Below are 15711 nucleotides of genomic sequence, written 5' to 3' on the forward strand. Positions count from 1 at the left end.
CCGCCGGGCCGGTGCCGCCGCCGCGGCCCTCGGCGCCTCCGCCGCCTCCGCCCTCCGACGCGCCCCGCGTGCCGGTGGCCGGGGACGCGGCGGGGCGCTCCATGGAGGAGCGGCTGTACAACCAGGTCTGGGGCATGTTCGAGGACCTGTCGCGGACCGTGGCGGCCTACCGCAGCGCCGCCGACTTCGCCGAGTCGCGCTTCGAGCAGGAGCTGGACCGGCTGCTCGCCGACCCGCGCACCCGGGGCGGCCCGGCGGCCGAGGCCGCCCGCGAGGCGGCGCAGGCCAAGCAGGCCGCGCTGGTCGACCAGGCCAGGGCGGTGCTCGACCGGGACCTGGCGCAGCTCGCCGCGGAGGCCGAGGCCGTGGAGCCGGCGCTGCCGCCGGAGTTCGCCGGCTGGGAGAACCCGGTGTGGCACGCCTACCGGGTGCCCGGCCGGCTGCCTCTCGCGGTGCGGCTGGGCAACCTGACCCTGCCCGAGGCGCCCGAGCTGCGCATCCCGCTGCTGAGCCGGCTCCCGCTGGAGCGCGGCCTGTGGATGGACAGCGCGGAGAACCGCCGGGCGGCCATGGAGGCCGCGGTGGCGATCGCGGCCCGGCTGCTCGCCTCCCACCCGGTGGGCGCCTTCGCGCTGCACGCCCTGGACCCCGCGGGCTCCGCCGCGACCGCGCTGGCCCCGCTGCACTCCGGCGGCGCGCTGGTGCTGCCGCCGCCCGCCGCGGGCGCGGCCGGCGTCAGCGAGGTGCTGACCCGGCTGACCGAGCGGGTCGACCTGATCCAGATGGCCAGGCGCGGCGGCGCGGCCGACGACCTGCCGCCCGGCTTCGACACCGCGGAGCAGCTGCTGATCGTCAACGAGTTCCCGTACGGCTTCGACGACCGCTCGGTCAACCAGCTGCGCTACCTCGCCGACGAGGGTCCCTCGGCCGGCGTGCACCTGCTGGTGGTGGCCGACCGGGAGGACGCGGCGGCGTACGGCCCGGTGCTCGACCCGCTGTGGCGCTCGCTGCTGCGGCTGACCCCGCTGCCCAGCGACCACCTGGCCGACCCGTGGGTGGGCCACGCCTGGACGTACGAGCCGCCGCTGGTGCCGCCGGGCAGCCGGGTGCTGGCCGACGTGCTCAGGCAGTTGGCCGCAGCGCGCCCGGCGTATGGCACCTGACCTGCAGATTTGGTGTTGCTTTTACCTTTCCTTGGTCGTTCGTTGGTTATTCGTGTACGGTTCTTTGACCGAGTCGTTTCGACCCGCCGGAGGACCTGTGGACGTCTCCCTCGCCCTCTGGGTGCTGACCATCGCTGGGCTGTGCGCGCTGATCGGCGCGGACTTCCTGGTCGGCCGCACCCCCCACGACGTTTCCATCCGTGAGGCGGGCCTGTGGACCGCCGTCTGGGTGGTGCTGGCCGCGCTCTTCGGTCTCGGCCTGCTGTTCTTCTCCGGCGGACAGCCCGCCGGAGAGTTTTTCGCGGGCTACATCACCGAGAAGTCGCTCAGCGTCGACAACCTCTTCGTCTTCGTCCTGATCATGGGCAAGTTCGCGGTGCCCTCGCACTACCAGCAGCGCGTCCTGCTGGTCGGAGTGCTGATAGCGCTGGTGCTGCGCGCGGTCTTCATCGCCGCGGGCGCCACCATCGTCGCCAGCTTCTCCTGGGTCTTCTTCATCTTCGGCGCCTTCCTGATCTGGACCGCCTGGAAGCTGGTCAAGGAGGCCCGCGGCGAGCAGCAGGAGGACCCCGAGTTCGAGGAGAACCGGCTGCTGAAGATGGTCGAGAAGCGGGTGCCCGCGACCGACCGCTACCACGGCACCCGGCTGTTCATCACGGAGAACGGCAAGCGGCTGATGACCCCGATGCTGGTGGTGATGGTGGCCATCGGCACCACGGACGTGCTGTTCGCGCTGGACTCCATCCCGGCGATCTTCGGCCTGACCCAGGACCCGTACATCGTCTTCACCGCCAACGCCTTCGCGCTGATGGGACTGCGCCAGCTGTACTTCCTGATCGGCGGGCTGCTCAAGAAGTTGGTCCACCTGTCCTACGGCCTGTCGGTGATCCTCGGCTTCATCGGCGTGAAGCTGGTGCTGCACGCGCTGCACGAGGCGGGCGTCCACGTCCCCGAGGTCTCCATCCCGGTCTCGCTCGGCGTCATCGTGACCGTCCTCGCCGTCACCACGACCACCAGCCTGCTGGCCGTCCGCGGCACCGACCAGGCAGCCGCGGAGGACGCGCGGGGCGAGGACCGGGACACGCCGACCGACGCGCCCGACCAGCGGATAGGCGCCTGACCTCCCCCTGCGCACCGCGCACCGCCCGCCGGGGTCTACCGTGGCCCCGGTAGTGGACGGTAGACGTGGAAAGGCGCGGATGTGGCGAGCCCCCAGGCCCTCCCCGAGCTGACCGGAGCCCGGTATCTCGACGCCTGGCAGCTCGACGCGGCCGCCCTGGCCGTCGTCGTGCTGCTGGGCGCCTGCTACGCCTACGGGGTACGCCGCCGGCGGCGCGCGGGGGAGCGGTGGCCGCTGTGGCGCACCGCCGCCTTCTCCGTACTGGGCCTGGGCACCCTGGTCGTCGCCACGATGTCCTCGCTCGCGGTCTACGACCGGGTGCTCTTCTGGCCGGCGGCCGTGCAGAACATCCTGCTCGACCTCTTCGCCCCGCTCGGCCTGGCCCTGGGCGACCCGCTGGGGCTCGCCGACCCGGCCGGTCGGCTGCACCGGGCCTTCACCTCGCGGCCGGTGCGCGCCCTGACCTATCCGCTGGTCAGCTCGCTGCTGGTGCTCGCCTCCGAGCTGACCATCTACTTCACGCCGTACTTCGCCACCGCGCTGGGCAACCCGCTGGTCCGCCAGCTGATGCACCTGCAGCTGCTGCTCACCGGCAGCCTGTTCGTGCTGCCGATGCTCAGCCGGCAGGAGCTGCTGCCGCGCTGGTGCAGCCACCCGGTGCGGGCGGCCCTGGTCTTCCTCGACGGGCTCTTCGACTCGGTGCCCGGCATCGTGGTGATGACCAGCGGCACGCTCGTCGCCGGCCACTGGTACACCGCCCACCCCCGCACCTGGGGACCCAGCGTGCAGCACGACCAGATGCTCGGCGGCGGCCTGATGCTCACCCTGGCCGAACTCGTCGGCCTGCCGTTCGTCCTGCTCGTCTTCGCGGAATGGTGGCGGGCCGAACGCACGAAGACGGCCGAGCTGGACGCCCGGCTCGACGTCGAGGCCCTCGCGGCGGCCCCCGTCCCCACCGCCGGCCCGACGTCCGGCCCCGCCCTCCCCGAGATGATCCGCCCCTGGTGGGAGACCGACCAGGGCGAAGTCGGCGAACGTATGCGCCGCCCCCGTTGACGCTTGCGTCAACGGGGCACTTTCACGCAGGAGGGTGCCCACCAGGGGCGCGTGGGGGCGCCCCCTTCCGCAGAGGCATCCCTGCGGCTCCGCGCCGTTGAGGGTGCCGCCTGGCGCAGAGGCGCCCCTGCTTAAGGGGAGCCGTACGCAGCGGCGAGGGTGCGGGCCGTCGAGGCCAGCATCGACCTCAGCTGTGGAGGTGCCAGCACCTCCACGTCCGCCCCCAGGGAGAGAAAGAACGCATGGGCCTGGTCCAGCGACTCGATGGGCAATACGGCCCGGCGCCGGCCGTCGGCCTCGGCCACGCCCGTGGCCTCCAGGGCGCGGGCGGCGGCGCCGGAAAGCCGCTCGGCGCCACGCGGGGAGAGCCGGACCTCCGCCTCGCCGGCGTGGAGGCGCGCGTGGAAGTCCTCCTGGTGGCGCCGCCAGTGCTCCGCCAGGTCGAAGTCCGCGGGCACCTCGAAGGTCTCGTCGTCCACGGTGAGGTGGAGGATCTGGTCGACCCGGTAGGTGCGCGGCCCGGGACCGGCCACCGCGTACCAGCGGCCGGCCTTGAGCACCAGGCCGTACGGTTCGAGCCGCCGGTCCACGTCGGTCGGCTCCTTCCAGCGGCGGTAGCGCACGTTCAGGACCCTGCCGTGCCAGACCGCGTCGGCGACCTGCGGCAGGTAGGGCACCTCGGTGTCCGCGGCGTACCAGCCTGGCGCGTCCAGGTGGAAGCGGGTCCGCATCCGGTCCGCCTGCTCGCGCAGCTCCGGCGGCAGCGCGGCCCGCAGCTTGAGCTGGGCGGCGGCGAGCGCGGGACCCAGGCCGAGCTCCGCGGCCGGCCCCGGCGCACCCGACAGGAACAGCGCCTCGGCCTCGCCGGCGTTCAGCCCGGTCAGCCGGGTGCGGTAGCCGGCCAGCAGCCGGTAGCCGCCGCTGTGCCCGGCGTCGCCGTACAGCGGCACCCCGGCCGCGTGCAGCGACTCCACGTCCCGGTAGACGGTCCGCGGCGACACCTCCAGCTCCGCCGCCAGCTCGGCGGCGGTCATCCGGCCGCGGGTCTGGAGCAGCAGCAGGATCGACAGCAGACGGCTGGACTTCACTGACACAAGGTGTCAGTGAAGCGGCCGTACGGTCCACCCATGGCTTTCCGCGAGAAGTTCCTCACCGTGCCGCCGCCGATCGAGGTCGGGGGCCGGCGCGTCAAGCGCTACCACGTGACCGCCGACCCGGCCGGCATCGCGCCCGACGTCGAGAAGGCGGCGTACGCGATCCTGCCCGACCTGCTGCCGCAGGACGACGGCACACCCGGCGCGGCCTTCGTCGTCCTGCACAGGGGAGGGGACGACGGGGCGTATCTCAACGCCTACACCTGGGCGTGGGACAACGCGCTGCACTTCTCGGGAGCCGCGGCGGGGCAGCCCGCACTGGGCTGCCCCGACCTGGACCCGGCGCATTTCGTGCGGCTCGAACCGCGGCTGATCGGCTGCGTGTGGGAGCTGCCGCCGATCCTGCACGAGCGCGACGCCTGGGTCCGCCATGTCCTCGCCCCCGACCGGCCCGACCTGGCCGGCTACGTCAACGACTCGCTGCCCGCGGGCAGCACGGGAGACCGCACGTGAACGACTTCGACTTCCTCACCGGCGTCTGGGACGTCGCCAACCACCGGCGTACCGACTTCCTCGACCCCGACAGCGCATGGGAGGACTTCCCCGGCGTCAGCACCGCCTCCCGGCACTTCGGCGGCGGCGCGAACTTCGACGAGATCGCCTTCCCCACCAAGGGCACGTCAGGCCTGACGCTGCGGCTGTACGACCGGGCCCGCGAGGAGTGGTCCCTGTACTGGTCGAGCAGCGCCACGGGCGTGCTCTTCCCGCCGGTGACCGGCCGTTTCACCGGCGGCACGGGGATCTTCCACGGCGAGGACAGCTACGAGGGCAAGCCGGTGACGGCCCGCTTCGTCTGGTCGGGCATCACCACGGACGCCGCCCGCTGGGAGCAGTCCTTCTCGGTGGACGGCGGCGGGACCTGGCTGAGCAACTGGGTCATGGAGCTGACCCGCCGCTGACCGCCCCGCCGCCCGCGGTCACCAGCCGCGTGCGCGCCACTCGGCCAGGTGCGGGCGCTCGGCGCCGAGCGTGGTGTCGTCGCCGTGGCCCGGGTAGACCCAGGTCTCGTCCGGGAGCTGGTCGAAGAGCCTGGCGGTGACGCCGTCCAGCAGTGAGGTGAAGGCGGCGGGGTCGTCGTGGGTGTTGCCGACCCCGCCGGGGAAGAGGCAGTCGCCGGTGAAGACGTGCGGGTGGCCGTGCGGGTCGTCGTAGACCAGCGCGATGCTGCCCGGGGTGTGGCCGACCAGGTGGCGGGCGGTCAGGGTGATCCGGCCGACCTCGACGGTGCCCAGGTCGTCGACGGGCACGTCGGTGGGCACCGGGATGCCCTCCGCGTCGTCGCGGCCCGCGTACGTCCGCGCGCCGGTCGCGTCGACGACCGCGCGCAGCGCCTGCCAGTGGTCGCCGTGCCGGTGGGTGGTGACCACCGAGGCCAGGCCGTCGGCGCCGACCAGGTCGAGCAGGGTGGCCGGCTCCTCCGCCGCGTCGATCAGCAGCTGCTCGCCGGTGGCGCGGCAGCGCAGCAGATACGCGTTGTTGTTCATCGGGCCGACCGCGACCTTGCTGATGATCAGATCGCTGAGTTCGTGCACGTCGGGGGCACCGCCCACCGTCACCTGTCCGCTGTACGCCATGGCGTCAGCCTAGCGGCGGCAGCACCGGTAGCGGGTGTCCCGCGGGGCTGACGTCGAGCCCGTCACCCTTGCCGCGGCCGCTGACCCAGGCCAGCAGGGCGTGGGACGGCCCCGAGACGGTCAGCTCGGGCTCCGCCGCGGCGCCCAGGTCCCAGGAGGTGCCGGAGCCGGTGTCCCGCAGCCGGACGGGCGCCACCCCCTCGTGGGCGGCCAGGTCGTCGAGGACGCAGGCCAGCTCGCGGTCGGTGAAACCGGCCGGCAGGTCGTCGGGGGTGTGTCCCGCGTCCAGGTCGACGTGGTGCAGCCGCACCTCGATCAGCCGCCGCCAGGGGATCTCGGCCGCCGCGATCACCCGCCCGGAGCGCATCGCGACCTGGGTGGCCCAGGCGGCGGGCGGCAGCGCGGCGACGGCGGCGGAGAAGCGGTCCGCGGACTTGCGCAGGTCGTCCAGCTGCTCGTCCGGCGTTCGGCCCGCGCCCGCCTCGATGTCGCGGTCGCGGGTGGCCGCGTCGGCGTACATCGGGGTCTCCTCGCCGGTGCCGGCCCAGGTCAGCAGGTTCACCAGGGCGTCGGCGTTGCGGGCGATGTGGGCCAGCACATGGCCGCGGGTCCAGCCGGGCAGCAGGGACGGGCCTGACAGGTCCGCGGCGGACAGCTCGGCCGCTGCGGCGAGCAGCTGCTCGGTCGCCTCCGCCACCTCGGCCGCATCGGCATCGGGGTCGGGTCGTTGGACGGTCACGGGTGCTCCCGGTGGGTCGCTGGCAGTACGGGCATCAGGTTTCCGTATGCCCAGCTGCACGGACAGCGATGCGCACCACACGATCGGGTGAACCTGGCAGTCGGACCGCGGAAATCGAATGCACGTGCTATATGGTCGTTGTGTCGCAACCGTCGCGACAGGAAGAAAACCCGAGCGCACCCCGTTTAGGCTGACTGGGGGGTGTGGTCTCTCCCCCCGTTTCTAGGAAAGGTGCGCACTGGCGTGGCCGATCGACTCACCGTCCGTGGCGCTCGCGAGCACAACCTGAAGAACGTCTCGCTGGAGCTGCCCCGGGACTCGCTCATCGTGTTCACCGGCCTGTCCGGTTCCGGCAAGTCCTCGCTGGCGTTCGACACGATCTTCGCCGAGGGCCAGCGCCGGTACGTCGAATCGCTCTCGTCCTACGCGCGGCAGTTCCTCGGCCAGATGGACAAGCCGGACGTCGACTTCATCGAGGGCCTCTCACCGGCCGTCTCGATCGACCAGAAGTCCACCTCCCGCAACCCGCGGTCCACCGTCGGCACCATCACCGAGGTCTACGACTACCTGCGGCTGCTCTTCGCCCGGATCGGCAAGCCGCACTGCCCCGAGTGCGGCCGGCCGATCTCCCGGCAGTCGCCGCAGGCCATCGTGGACCGGGTGCTGGAGCTGGAGGAGGGCAGCCGCTTCCAGGTGCTCTCGCCGCTGGCCCGGGAGCGCAAGGGCGAGTTCGTCGACCTCTTCGCGGATCTGCAGACCAAGGGGTACAGCCGGGCCAGGGTGGACGGCGCGACCATCCAGCTGACCGACCCGCCGAAGCTGAAGAAGCAGGAGAAGCACACCATCGAGGTGGTCGTGGACCGCCTCACGGTGAAGGACTCCGCCAAGCGCCGGCTCACCGACTCGGTCGAGACCGCGCTCGGGCTGTCCGGCGGCATGGTCATCCTGGACTTCGTGGACCTGCCGGAGGACGACCCGCAGCGCGAGCGGATGTTCTCCGAGCACCTGTACTGCCCCTACGACGACCTGTCCTTCGAGGAGCTGGAGCCGCGCTCCTTCTCCTTCAACTCGCCCTTCGGCGCGTGCCCCGACTGCACCGGCATCGGCTCGCGGATGGAGGTCGACCCGGAGCTGATCGTCCCCGACGAGCAGAAGTCGCTGCAGGAGGGCGCCATCGCGCCCTGGACCGGCGGCATGTCCAAGGGGTACTTCGAGCGGCTGGTCGACGGCCTGGCCACCGAGCTGGGCTTCCGCACCGACATCCCGTTCGCGGGACTGCCCGCGCGGGCCAGGAAGGCGCTGCTCTACGGACACAAGTCCGAGGTGCGCGTCGCCTACAAGAACCGCTACGGCCGCGACCGGGTGTACAACGCGCACTTCGAGGGCGCGGTGCCGTTCGTCAAGCGCCGGCACCAGGACTCCGAGAGCGACTCCAGCCGGGAGCGCTTCGAGGGCTACATGCGCGAGGTGCCCTGCCCCACCTGCCAGGGCAGCAGGCTCAAGCCGATCGTGCTGGCCGTCACCGTACAGGACCGCTCCATCGCCGACGTCTCCGCGATGTCGATCAGCGACTGCGCCGAGTTCCTCGGCGCGATGAAGCTCGACGCCCGGGACCGCAAGATCGCCGAGCGGGTGCTCAAGGAGGTCAACGAGCGGCTGAGGTTCCTGGTCGACGTCGGCCTGGACTACCTGTCGCTCAACCGGGCGGCCGGCACGCTGTCCGGCGGCGAGGCCCAGCGCATCCGGCTGGCCACCCAGATCGGCTCGGGCCTGGTCGGCGTGCTCTACGTGCTGGACGAGCCGTCCATCGGCCTGCACCAGCGCGACAACCACCGGCTGATCGAGACCCTGGTCCGGCTGCGCGACCTGGGCAACACGCTGATCGTGGTGGAGCACGACGAGGACACCATCAAGACCGCCGACTGGGTGGTCGACATCGGCCCCGGCGCCGGCGAGCACGGCGGCAAGGTCGTGCACTCCGGGTCGCTCAAGGGGCTGCTGGCCAACGACGAGTCGCTGACCGGGCAGTATCTGGCCGGCAAGCGGTCCATCCCCACACCCGACGTGCGCCGCCCGATCGACCGCAAGCGGCAGCTGACCGTGCACGGCGCGCGCGAGCACAACCTGCGGGACATCGACGTGTCCTTCCCGCTCGGCGTGCTCACCGCCGTCACGGGCGTGTCGGGCTCCGGCAAGTCCACCCTGGTCAACGACATCCTCTACACCCACCTGGCACGCGAGCTGAACGGCGCCCGCAATGTGCCCGGCCGGCACACCCGGGTGGACGGCGACGACCTGGTGGACAAGGTCGTGCACGTCGACCAGTCGCCGATCGGCCGCACCCCGCGGTCCAACCCGGCGACGTACACCGGGGTGTTCGACCACGTGCGGCGGCTGTTCGCCGAGACGATGGAGGCCAAGGTCCGCGGCTACCTGCCCGGCCGGTTCTCCTTCAACGTCAAGGGCGGCCGCTGCGAGAACTGCGCGGGCGACGGCACGATCAAGATCGAGATGAACTTCCTGCCGGACGTGTACGTGCCGTGCGAGGTCTGCCACGGCGCCCGCTACAACCGGGAGACCCTGGAGGTGCACTACAAGGGCAAGTCCATCGCCGAGGTGCTGGACATGCCCATCGAGGAGGCGCTCGACTTCTTCGAGGCGGTGCCCACCATCGCCCGGCACCTGCGCACCCTGAACGAGGTCGGCCTGGGATACGTCCGGCTCGGGCAGTCCGCGCCGACGCTGTCCGGCGGTGAGGCGCAGCGCGTCAAGCTGGCCTCCGAGCTGCAGAAGCGCTCCACCGGGCGGACCGTCTACGTGCTGGACGAGCCGACCACCGGGCTGCACTTCGAGGACATCAGCAAGCTGATCAAGGTGCTGTCCGGGCTGGTCGACAAGGGCAACTCGGTGATCGTCATCGAGCACAACCTGGACGTCATCAAGACCGCCGACTGGGTCGTCGACATGGGACCCGAGGGCGGCAGCGGCGGCGGCCTGGTGGTCGCCGAGGGCACCCCCGAGCAGATCGCGGGCATCCCGGCCAGCCACACCGGCAAGTTCCTGCGCGACGTCCTGGGGGCCGAGCGGGTCAGCGACGCCGCGGTGCCCGCGCCCAGGAAGCGCGCCGCGGCGACCAAGGCGACGGCAGCCAAGACGGCGGCGGCCAAGACCGCCGCCAAGAAGACCGCGGCGCCGCGCAAGAAGGCAGCCAAGGCGTAGGCCACAGCCAGGGGACGTAAGGTACGGGTCGCACGGAACCGTGCGTACCCGTACCACCTGGAGAACGTATGACCAGCGACATGCCCGCCTGCCGCCGCACCGTCCTGCGGGGCGTGGCACTGGCGGGGGCGGCCGGCGTCGGACTGACCGCCTGCGGCGGCGGCAACGGCTCGGCCGCAGGCCCCACCAAGGCCGTGGAGCTGGGCGCGGCGAGCGAGGTGCCGGTCGGCGGCGCCAAGCTGTACCGCAACGACAAAGTCGTGGTGTCGCAGCCGCAGCAGGGCTCCTTCAAGGCGTTCAGCGCGGTGTGCACCCACCAGGGCTGCGTGGTCGACTCGGTGGACGGCACGACCGTCTCCTGCCCCTGCCACGGCAGCCAGTTCGACGCCGAGACCGGGGCCGTCGTCCAGGGACCGGCGACCAAGGCGCTGCCCGCCGTGCCCGTCAGGGCCGCGGGCGGCCGGATCACCGCGGGACCCGCGAGCTGACCGGCGGACCGGCCGGTCCCCGCACCCCGGAACGCGGGGTTCGGGGACCCCGAGCCTGCCCCCGGTTTGTCGCATCCCGCCAGTAGGGTGGGAAGCATGGCAGACCCCAGCAGCTACCGACCGAAGCCGGGCCAGATCCCCGACTCTCCCGGGGTCTACAAATTCCGGGACGAGCACGGCCGGGTGATCTACGTCGGCAAGGCGAAGAGCCTGCGCCAGCGGCTGTCCTCGTACTTCCAGGACATCACCAACCTCCACCAGCGCACCGCCACGATGGTGACGACGGCGGCCGCCGTGGAGTGGACGGTGGTCTCCACCGAGGTCGAGGCGCTGCAGCTCGAATACTCCTGGATCAAGGAGTTCGACCCGCGGTTCAACGTCAAGTACCGCGACGACAAGAGCTATCCGTCCCTCGCCGTCACCATGAACGAGGAGTTCCCGCGCGTCCAGGTGATGCGCGGACCCAAGCGCAAGGGCGTGCGCTACTTCGGCCCGTACGCCCACGCGTGGGCGATCCGCGAGACCGTCGACCTGCTGCTGCGGGTCTTCCCGGTCCGCACCTGCTCAGCCGGGGTCTTCAAGCGCTCCGCCCAGATCGGCCGGCCCTGCCTGCTCGGCTACATCGGCAAGTGCTCCGCGCCCTGCGTCGGCCGGATCAGCGAGCCCGACCACCGCGAACTGGCCGAGGAGTTCTGCGACTTCATGGCCGGCCACACGGGGACGTATCTGCGCAGGCTGGAACAGCGCATGAAGGACGCCGCCTCCGCGATGGAGTACGAGCAGGCGGCCCGGCTGCGCGACGACCTGGAGGCGCTGCGCCGCGCCATGGAGAAGAACGCGGTGGTGCTCGCCGACGCCACCGACGCCGACCTGATCGCGGTCGCCGAGGACGAACTCGAGGCCGCCGTGCAGATCTTCCACGTCCGCGGCGGCCGGGTCCGCGGCCAGCGCGGCTGGGTCACCGACAAGGTCGAGGCGGTCGACACCGCCGGCCTGGTCGAGCACGCCATTCAGCAGCTCTACGGCGACGAGAGCGGCGACGCCGAGCAGTCCGGCGGCAGCGGCGGCGTGCCCAAGGAGGTGCTGGTCCCGGCGCTGCCCCAGCCGGCCGAGCCGGTCGCCCAGTGGCTGTCGGACCGGCGCGGTTCCCAGGTGAGCCTGCGGGTGCCGCAGCGCGGCGACAAGAAGGACCTGATGGCGACCGTGCAGCGCAACGCGCAGCAGGCGCTCGCCCTGCACAAGACCCGGCGGGCCTCCGACCTGACCACCCGCTCCCGGGCGCTGGAGGAGATCGCCGCGGCCCTGGACCTGGACACCGCTCCGCTGCGCATCGAGTGCTACGACATCAGCCACCTCCAGGGCGACGACGTCGTGGCCTCGATGGTGGTCTTCGAGGACGGCCTCGCCCGCAAGAGCGAGTACCGCCGCTTCCAGATCAAGTCCTTCGCGGGCCAGGACGACGTCCGCTCCATGCACGAGGTGATCTCCCGCCGCTTCCGCCGCTACCTGCTGGAGAAGCAGAAGACCGGCGAGTGGGAGCCGGACCAGCCGGACCAGCAGCAGACCGCCGCCGAGGACCACGACGGAGCCGAGGCGGTCGCGGGACCCATCGACCCGGACACCGGCCGGCCGCGCAAGTTCGCGTACCCGCCGCAGTTGGTGGTCGTCGACGGCGGGCAGCCGCAGGTCGCCGCGGCCCGGCGGGCGCTCGACGAGCTGGGCATAGCCGACGTCTTCGTCTGCGGCCTGGCCAAGCGGCTGGAGGAGGTGTGGGTGCCGGGCGACGACGACCCGGTGATCCTGCCCCGCAGCAGCGAGGGCCTCTACCTGCTCCAGCGGGTCCGCGACGAGGCCCACCGCTTCGCCATCGGCTACCAGCGCAGCAAGCGCTCCAAGTCGATGAAGGCCGGCGCGCTGGACGCGGTGCCGGGCCTGGGCGAGACCCGCAAGCAGGCACTGCTCAAACACTTCGGCTCGCTCAAGCGGCTGCGCGCGGCGACCGTCGAGGAGATCTGCCAGGTCCAGGGGATCGGCCGCCGCACGGCGGAGACGGTCGCCGCGGCCCTGGCGTCCGCGGCCCCGGCCGCACCCGCGGTGAACACCGCGACCGGAGAGATCATCGAAGAGGACGACCGTACGACCGCGGGCGCACCGCCGGCGGCGTCCGGCCGACAACATCGGGGGAAGAGCACATGAGCGAGCAGGACGAACAGGACAGTACGCATATGACCAGCGGCGCAGCAGGCGAGGCCGGCCAGGCCATCCCCGAACTGGTGATCATCTCCGGCATGTCGGGAGCCGGCCGCAGCACCGCGGCCAAGTGCCTGGAGGACCTGGGCTGGTTCGTGGTCGACAACATGCCACCCGCCCTCATCCCGACCATGGTCGACCTCGGCGCCCGCTCCCAGGGCAACGTGGCGCGGATCGCGGTCGTGGTCGACGTACGCGGCCGGCAGTTCTTCGACAACCTCAGGGAGTCCCTGGCGGACCTGGAGGCCAAGCACGTCAAGCGCCGGGTGATCTTCCTTGAGGCCTCGGACGACGCGCTGGTGCGCCGCTTCGAGTCGGTGCGCCGCCCGCACCCGCTGCAGGGCCAGGGCCGCATCGTGGACGGCATCGTGGCCGAGCGCGACCTGCTGCGCGAGCTGCGCGGCGACGCCGACCTGGTCGTCGACACCTCCAGCCTGAACGTGCACGAGCTGCGCGCCAAGCTCGACGCGCAGTTCGCCGGTGAGGAGGAGCAGGAACTCCGGGCCACCGTGATGTCGTTCGGATTCAAGTACGGGCTGCCCGTCGACGCCGACCTGGTGGTGGACTGCCGCTTCCTGCCGAACCCGCACTGGGTTCCGGAGCTGCGCCCCTTCACCGGGCTCAACGACGAGGTGGCCACGTACGTGTTCAACCAGCCCGGCGCGAAGGAGTTCCTCGACCGGTACGCCGAGCTGCTGCACATCATCGCCGCCGGCTACCGGCGCGAGGGCAAGCGGTATGTGACCATCGCCGTCGGCTGTACGGGCGGCAAGCACCGCAGCGTGGCGATGTCGGAGAGGCTGGCCGCCCGGCTGGCGGCGGACGGAGTGGAGACGGTGACGGTGCACAGGGACATGGGGCGCGAGTGATCATGACGGGTCGGCGGCAGCGCCGCACCGGCCGTACGGGTACGGGCCGCGGCCGCGGCGTGCCGCCGAAGGTCGTCGCCCTGGGCGGCGGCCACGGTCTTGCCGCCTCGCTGGCGGCGCTGCGACGGATCACCGGTGACCTCACCGCGGTGGTCACCGTCGCCGACGACGGCGGTTCCAGCGGGCGGCTGCGCAGCGAGATGGGGGTGCTGCCGCCCGGTGACCTGCGCAAGGCGCTGGCCGCGCTGTGCGGGGACGACGAATGGGGCAGGACCTGGTCCCGGGTGGTGCAGCACCGCTTCGTCAGCGGCGGCGACCTGCACGGCCACGCGGTCGGCAACCTGCTGATCGTCGCCCTGTGGGAGCAGCTGAACGACGAGGTCGCCGCCCTGGAGTGGGTCGGCCGGCTGCTCGGCGCGCACGGCAGGGTGCTGCCGATGTCCGCGGTGCCGCTCGACCTGCACGCCGTCGTGCGGGGCCACGACCCGGCCGAGCCGGACGCGGTCTCGACCGTGAAGGGCCAGGCCGCCGTCGCCCTCACCCCCGGTGAGGTGCTGGAGGTGATGCTGGAGCCGGCCGACCCGCCGGCGGTGCCGGAGGCCGTGCAGGCCGTGCTGGACGCCGACTGGGTGGTGCTGGGGCCGGGCTCCTGGTTCTCCTCGGTGATCCCGCACCTGCTGGTGCCGGAACTGGCGGACGCCCTGATGACGACCAGGGCGCGGCGGGTCCTCACACTGAATCTGGCACCCCAACCCGGCGAAACCGATGGATTTTCTCCGCAGCGTCACTTGGAGGTTTTGGGGCGACACGCCCCTAAACTCACCATCGACGTGGTTCTCGCCGACGAGGCCGCCGTCCCGGACCGTGGCAGCCTCGAAGAGGCCGCGCTGCGGTTGGGCGGCGCGGTCGAGCTGGCTCCGGTCGCCGCCCCCGACGGGCCGCGGCACGACCCGGAGCTGTTGGCCGCCGCGTATGACCGGATTTTTCGTATGCGTGGAAGGATCGGCCCATGGCGATGACGGCAGCGGTGAAGGACGAGATCTCCCGGCTCCCCGTCACCCGGACCTGCTGCCGCAAGGCGGAGGTCTCGTCGATCCTCCGCTTCGCCGGCGGGCTGCATCTGGTGAGCGGCCGGATCGTGATCGAGGCGGAGCTGGACACCGGGATCGCGGCCAGACGGCTGCGCAAGGACATCCTGGAGATCTTCGGCCACTCGTCCGACCTGGTCGTGATGGCACCGGGCGGCCTGCGCCGCGGCAGCCGCTACGTGGTGCGGGTGGTCGCCGGCGGTGACCAGCTGGCCCGGCAGACCGGCCTGGTGGACGGCCGCGGCCGCCCCATCCGCGGGCTGCCCCCGCAGGTCGTCTCCGGCGCCACCTGCGACGCGGAGGCCGCCTGGCGCGGCGCCTTCCTCGCGCACGGCTCGCTGACCGAGCCCGGCAGGTCCTCCTCGCTCGAAGTGACCTGCCCGGGACCCGAGGCCGCGCTCGCCCTGGTCGGCGCCGCCCGCCGGCTGCAGATCCCGGCCAAGGCGCGCGAGGTGCGCAACGTCGACCGCGTCGTCGTACGGGACGGCGACGCCATCGGCGCGCTGCTGACCCGGCTCGGCGCGCACGACTCGGTGCTGGCCTGGGAGGAGCGCCGGATGCGGCGCGAGGTCCGGGCCACCGCGAACCGGCTGGCCAACTTCGACGACGCCAACCTGCGGCGGTCGGCGCGGGCCGCCGTCGCGGCGGGCGCGCGGGTCCAGCGGGCGCTGGAGATCCTCGGCGAGGAGGTGCCCGAGCACCTCGCCGCCGCCGGGCGGCTGCGGATGGACCACAAGCAGGCGTCGCTGGAGGAGCTGGGCTCCCTCGCGGAGCCGCCGCTGACCAAGGACGCGGTCGCGGGGCGGATCAGGCGGCTGCTCGCGATGGCCGACAAGCGGGCCTCCGACCTCGGCCTGCCCGGCACCGAGGCCAGCCTCACCGACGAGATGGTCGGCTGACACCTCGGCCGCCCTCCCCGCCCCCTCGTGCGAGGGGGCACCACCGCCCTTGCGAGGCGCCGCCGGGCACAGGGTGAGGGCCGCCCGGAAAC

The 15711-nt window shown here is 72.3% G+C and carries 13 protein-coding genes and 1 pseudogene; 11 read left to right on the top strand and 3 right to left on the bottom strand.

Annotated elements, in window-relative coordinates:
• From NFU81_RS15230 to NFU81_RS15240, 3 genes and pseudogenes are all read left to right on the top strand, one after another.
• Positions 1-1163 (top strand): annotated as a pseudogene (locus NFU81_RS15230) (TerD family protein); the annotation flags it as partial.
• A 97-nt stretch (positions 1164-1260) separates the two neighbouring features.
• Positions 1261-2283, top strand: coding sequence for a TerC family protein (locus tag NFU81_RS15235; protein ID WP_251489876.1), 1023 nt, complete (start codon positions 1261-1263; stop codon positions 2281-2283).
• A gap of 81 nt (positions 2284-2364) precedes the next feature.
• Positions 2365-3339: a cytochrome c oxidase assembly protein gene (locus NFU81_RS15240; protein ID WP_251489878.1), complete on the top strand. Its 975-nt coding sequence runs from the start codon at positions 2365-2367 to the stop codon at positions 3337-3339.
• Between the two features lie 131 nt (positions 3340-3470).
• On the opposite strand, the gene NFU81_RS15245 is transcribed toward NFU81_RS15240, so the two are convergent.
• Entirely contained in the window at positions 3471-4427 is a 957-nt protein-coding gene (locus tag NFU81_RS15245) for a helix-turn-helix transcriptional regulator (RefSeq protein ID WP_251489880.1), read from the bottom strand.
• A 39-nt stretch (positions 4428-4466) separates the two neighbouring features.
• Here NFU81_RS15245 and NFU81_RS15250 point away from each other — a divergent pair, with 39 nt between their 5' ends.
• Complete coding sequence (locus NFU81_RS15250) at positions 4467-4946, top strand: hypothetical protein (protein ID WP_251489882.1); 480 nt, start codon at positions 4467-4469, stop codon at positions 4944-4946.
• Positions 4943-5392 (top strand): hypothetical protein, encoded by a 450-nt coding sequence (locus tag NFU81_RS15255; protein ID WP_251489883.1) that lies wholly within the window; start codon positions 4943-4945, stop codon positions 5390-5392. Before NFU81_RS15250 ends, NFU81_RS15255 begins: the two co-directional genes overlap by 4 nt.
• 18 nt (positions 5393-5410) lie before the next feature.
• On the opposite strand, the gene NFU81_RS15260 is transcribed toward NFU81_RS15255, so the two are convergent.
• Both NFU81_RS15260 and NFU81_RS15265 read right to left on the bottom strand, forming a co-directional pair.
• Positions 5411-6067, bottom strand: a complete 657-nt coding sequence (locus NFU81_RS15260) for an MBL fold metallo-hydrolase (protein ID WP_251489884.1) — start codon at positions 6065-6067, stop codon at positions 5411-5413.
• A gap of 4 nt (positions 6068-6071) precedes the next feature.
• The gene (locus NFU81_RS15265; RefSeq protein WP_251489885.1) at positions 6072-6806 is read right to left on the bottom strand and encodes a maleylpyruvate isomerase family mycothiol-dependent enzyme; all 735 of its coding nucleotides are present in this window, start codon (positions 6804-6806) and stop codon (positions 6072-6074) included.
• Between the two features lie 243 nt (positions 6807-7049).
• Here NFU81_RS15265 and uvrA point away from each other — a divergent pair, with 243 nt between their 5' ends.
• The 6 genes from uvrA (at position 7050) to whiA (ending at position 15619) form a co-directional block, all read left to right on the top strand.
• Positions 7050-10025, top strand: coding sequence for an excinuclease ABC subunit UvrA (gene uvrA, locus NFU81_RS15270; RefSeq protein WP_251489886.1), 2976 nt, complete (start codon positions 7050-7052; stop codon positions 10023-10025).
• 68 nt (positions 10026-10093) lie between these two features.
• Entirely contained in the window at positions 10094-10513 is a 420-nt protein-coding gene (locus NFU81_RS15275) for a Rieske (2Fe-2S) protein (protein WP_251489887.1), read from the top strand.
• 96 nt (positions 10514-10609) lie between these two features.
• On the top strand, positions 10610-12709 hold the full coding sequence (gene uvrC, locus NFU81_RS15280) for an excinuclease ABC subunit UvrC (protein WP_251489888.1): 2100 nt from the start codon (positions 10610-10612) through the stop codon (positions 12707-12709).
• A gap of 29 nt (positions 12710-12738) precedes the next feature.
• Positions 12739-13632, top strand: coding sequence for an RNase adapter RapZ (gene rapZ / locus NFU81_RS15285; RefSeq protein ID WP_251490078.1), 894 nt, complete (start codon positions 12739-12741; stop codon positions 13630-13632).
• 2 nt (positions 13633-13634) lie between these two features.
• Positions 13635-14651, top strand: a complete 1017-nt coding sequence (locus NFU81_RS15290; protein WP_251489890.1) for a gluconeogenesis factor YvcK family protein — start codon at positions 13635-13637, stop codon at positions 14649-14651.
• Positions 14642-15619 carry a DNA-binding protein WhiA gene (gene whiA / locus NFU81_RS15295; RefSeq protein ID WP_205044156.1) on the top strand — a complete coding sequence of 326 codons (978 nt, stop codon included), beginning with the start codon at positions 14642-14644 and terminating at the stop codon, positions 15617-15619. The genes NFU81_RS15290 and whiA overlap by 10 nt, the downstream gene beginning before the upstream one ends.
• Positions 15620-15711: the final 92 nt, after the last annotated feature.

The organism is Actinacidiphila cocklensis (assembly GCF_907177275.1).
GTDB classification, from domain to species: Bacteria; Actinomycetota; Actinomycetes; order Streptomycetales; family Streptomycetaceae; genus Actinacidiphila; species Actinacidiphila cocklensis.

What these genes read in the sequence shown, in the direction of transcription:
- NFU81_RS15250 (WP_251489882.1), top strand. Translation starts at nt 4,467, where the DNA reads ATGGCTTTCCGCGAGAAGTTCCTCACCGTGCCGCCGCCGATCGAGGTC.
- NFU81_RS15260 (WP_251489884.1), bottom strand. Translation starts at nt 6,067, where the DNA reads ATGGCGTACAGCGGACAGGTGACGGTGGGCGGTGCCCCCGACGTGCAC.
- NFU81_RS15275 (WP_251489887.1), top strand. Translation starts at nt 10,094, where the DNA reads ATGACCAGCGACATGCCCGCCTGCCGCCGCACCGTCCTGCGGGGCGTG.
- uvrC (WP_251489888.1), top strand. Translation starts at nt 10,610, where the DNA reads ATGGCAGACCCCAGCAGCTACCGACCGAAGCCGGGCCAGATCCCCGAC.
- rapZ (WP_251490078.1), top strand. Translation starts at nt 12,739, where the DNA reads ATGACCAGCGGCGCAGCAGGCGAGGCCGGCCAGGCCATCCCCGAACTG.
- NFU81_RS15290 (WP_251489890.1), top strand. Translation starts at nt 13,635, where the DNA reads ATGACGGGTCGGCGGCAGCGCCGCACCGGCCGTACGGGTACGGGCCGC.
- whiA (WP_205044156.1), top strand. Translation starts at nt 14,642, where the DNA reads ATGGCGATGACGGCAGCGGTGAAGGACGAGATCTCCCGGCTCCCCGTC.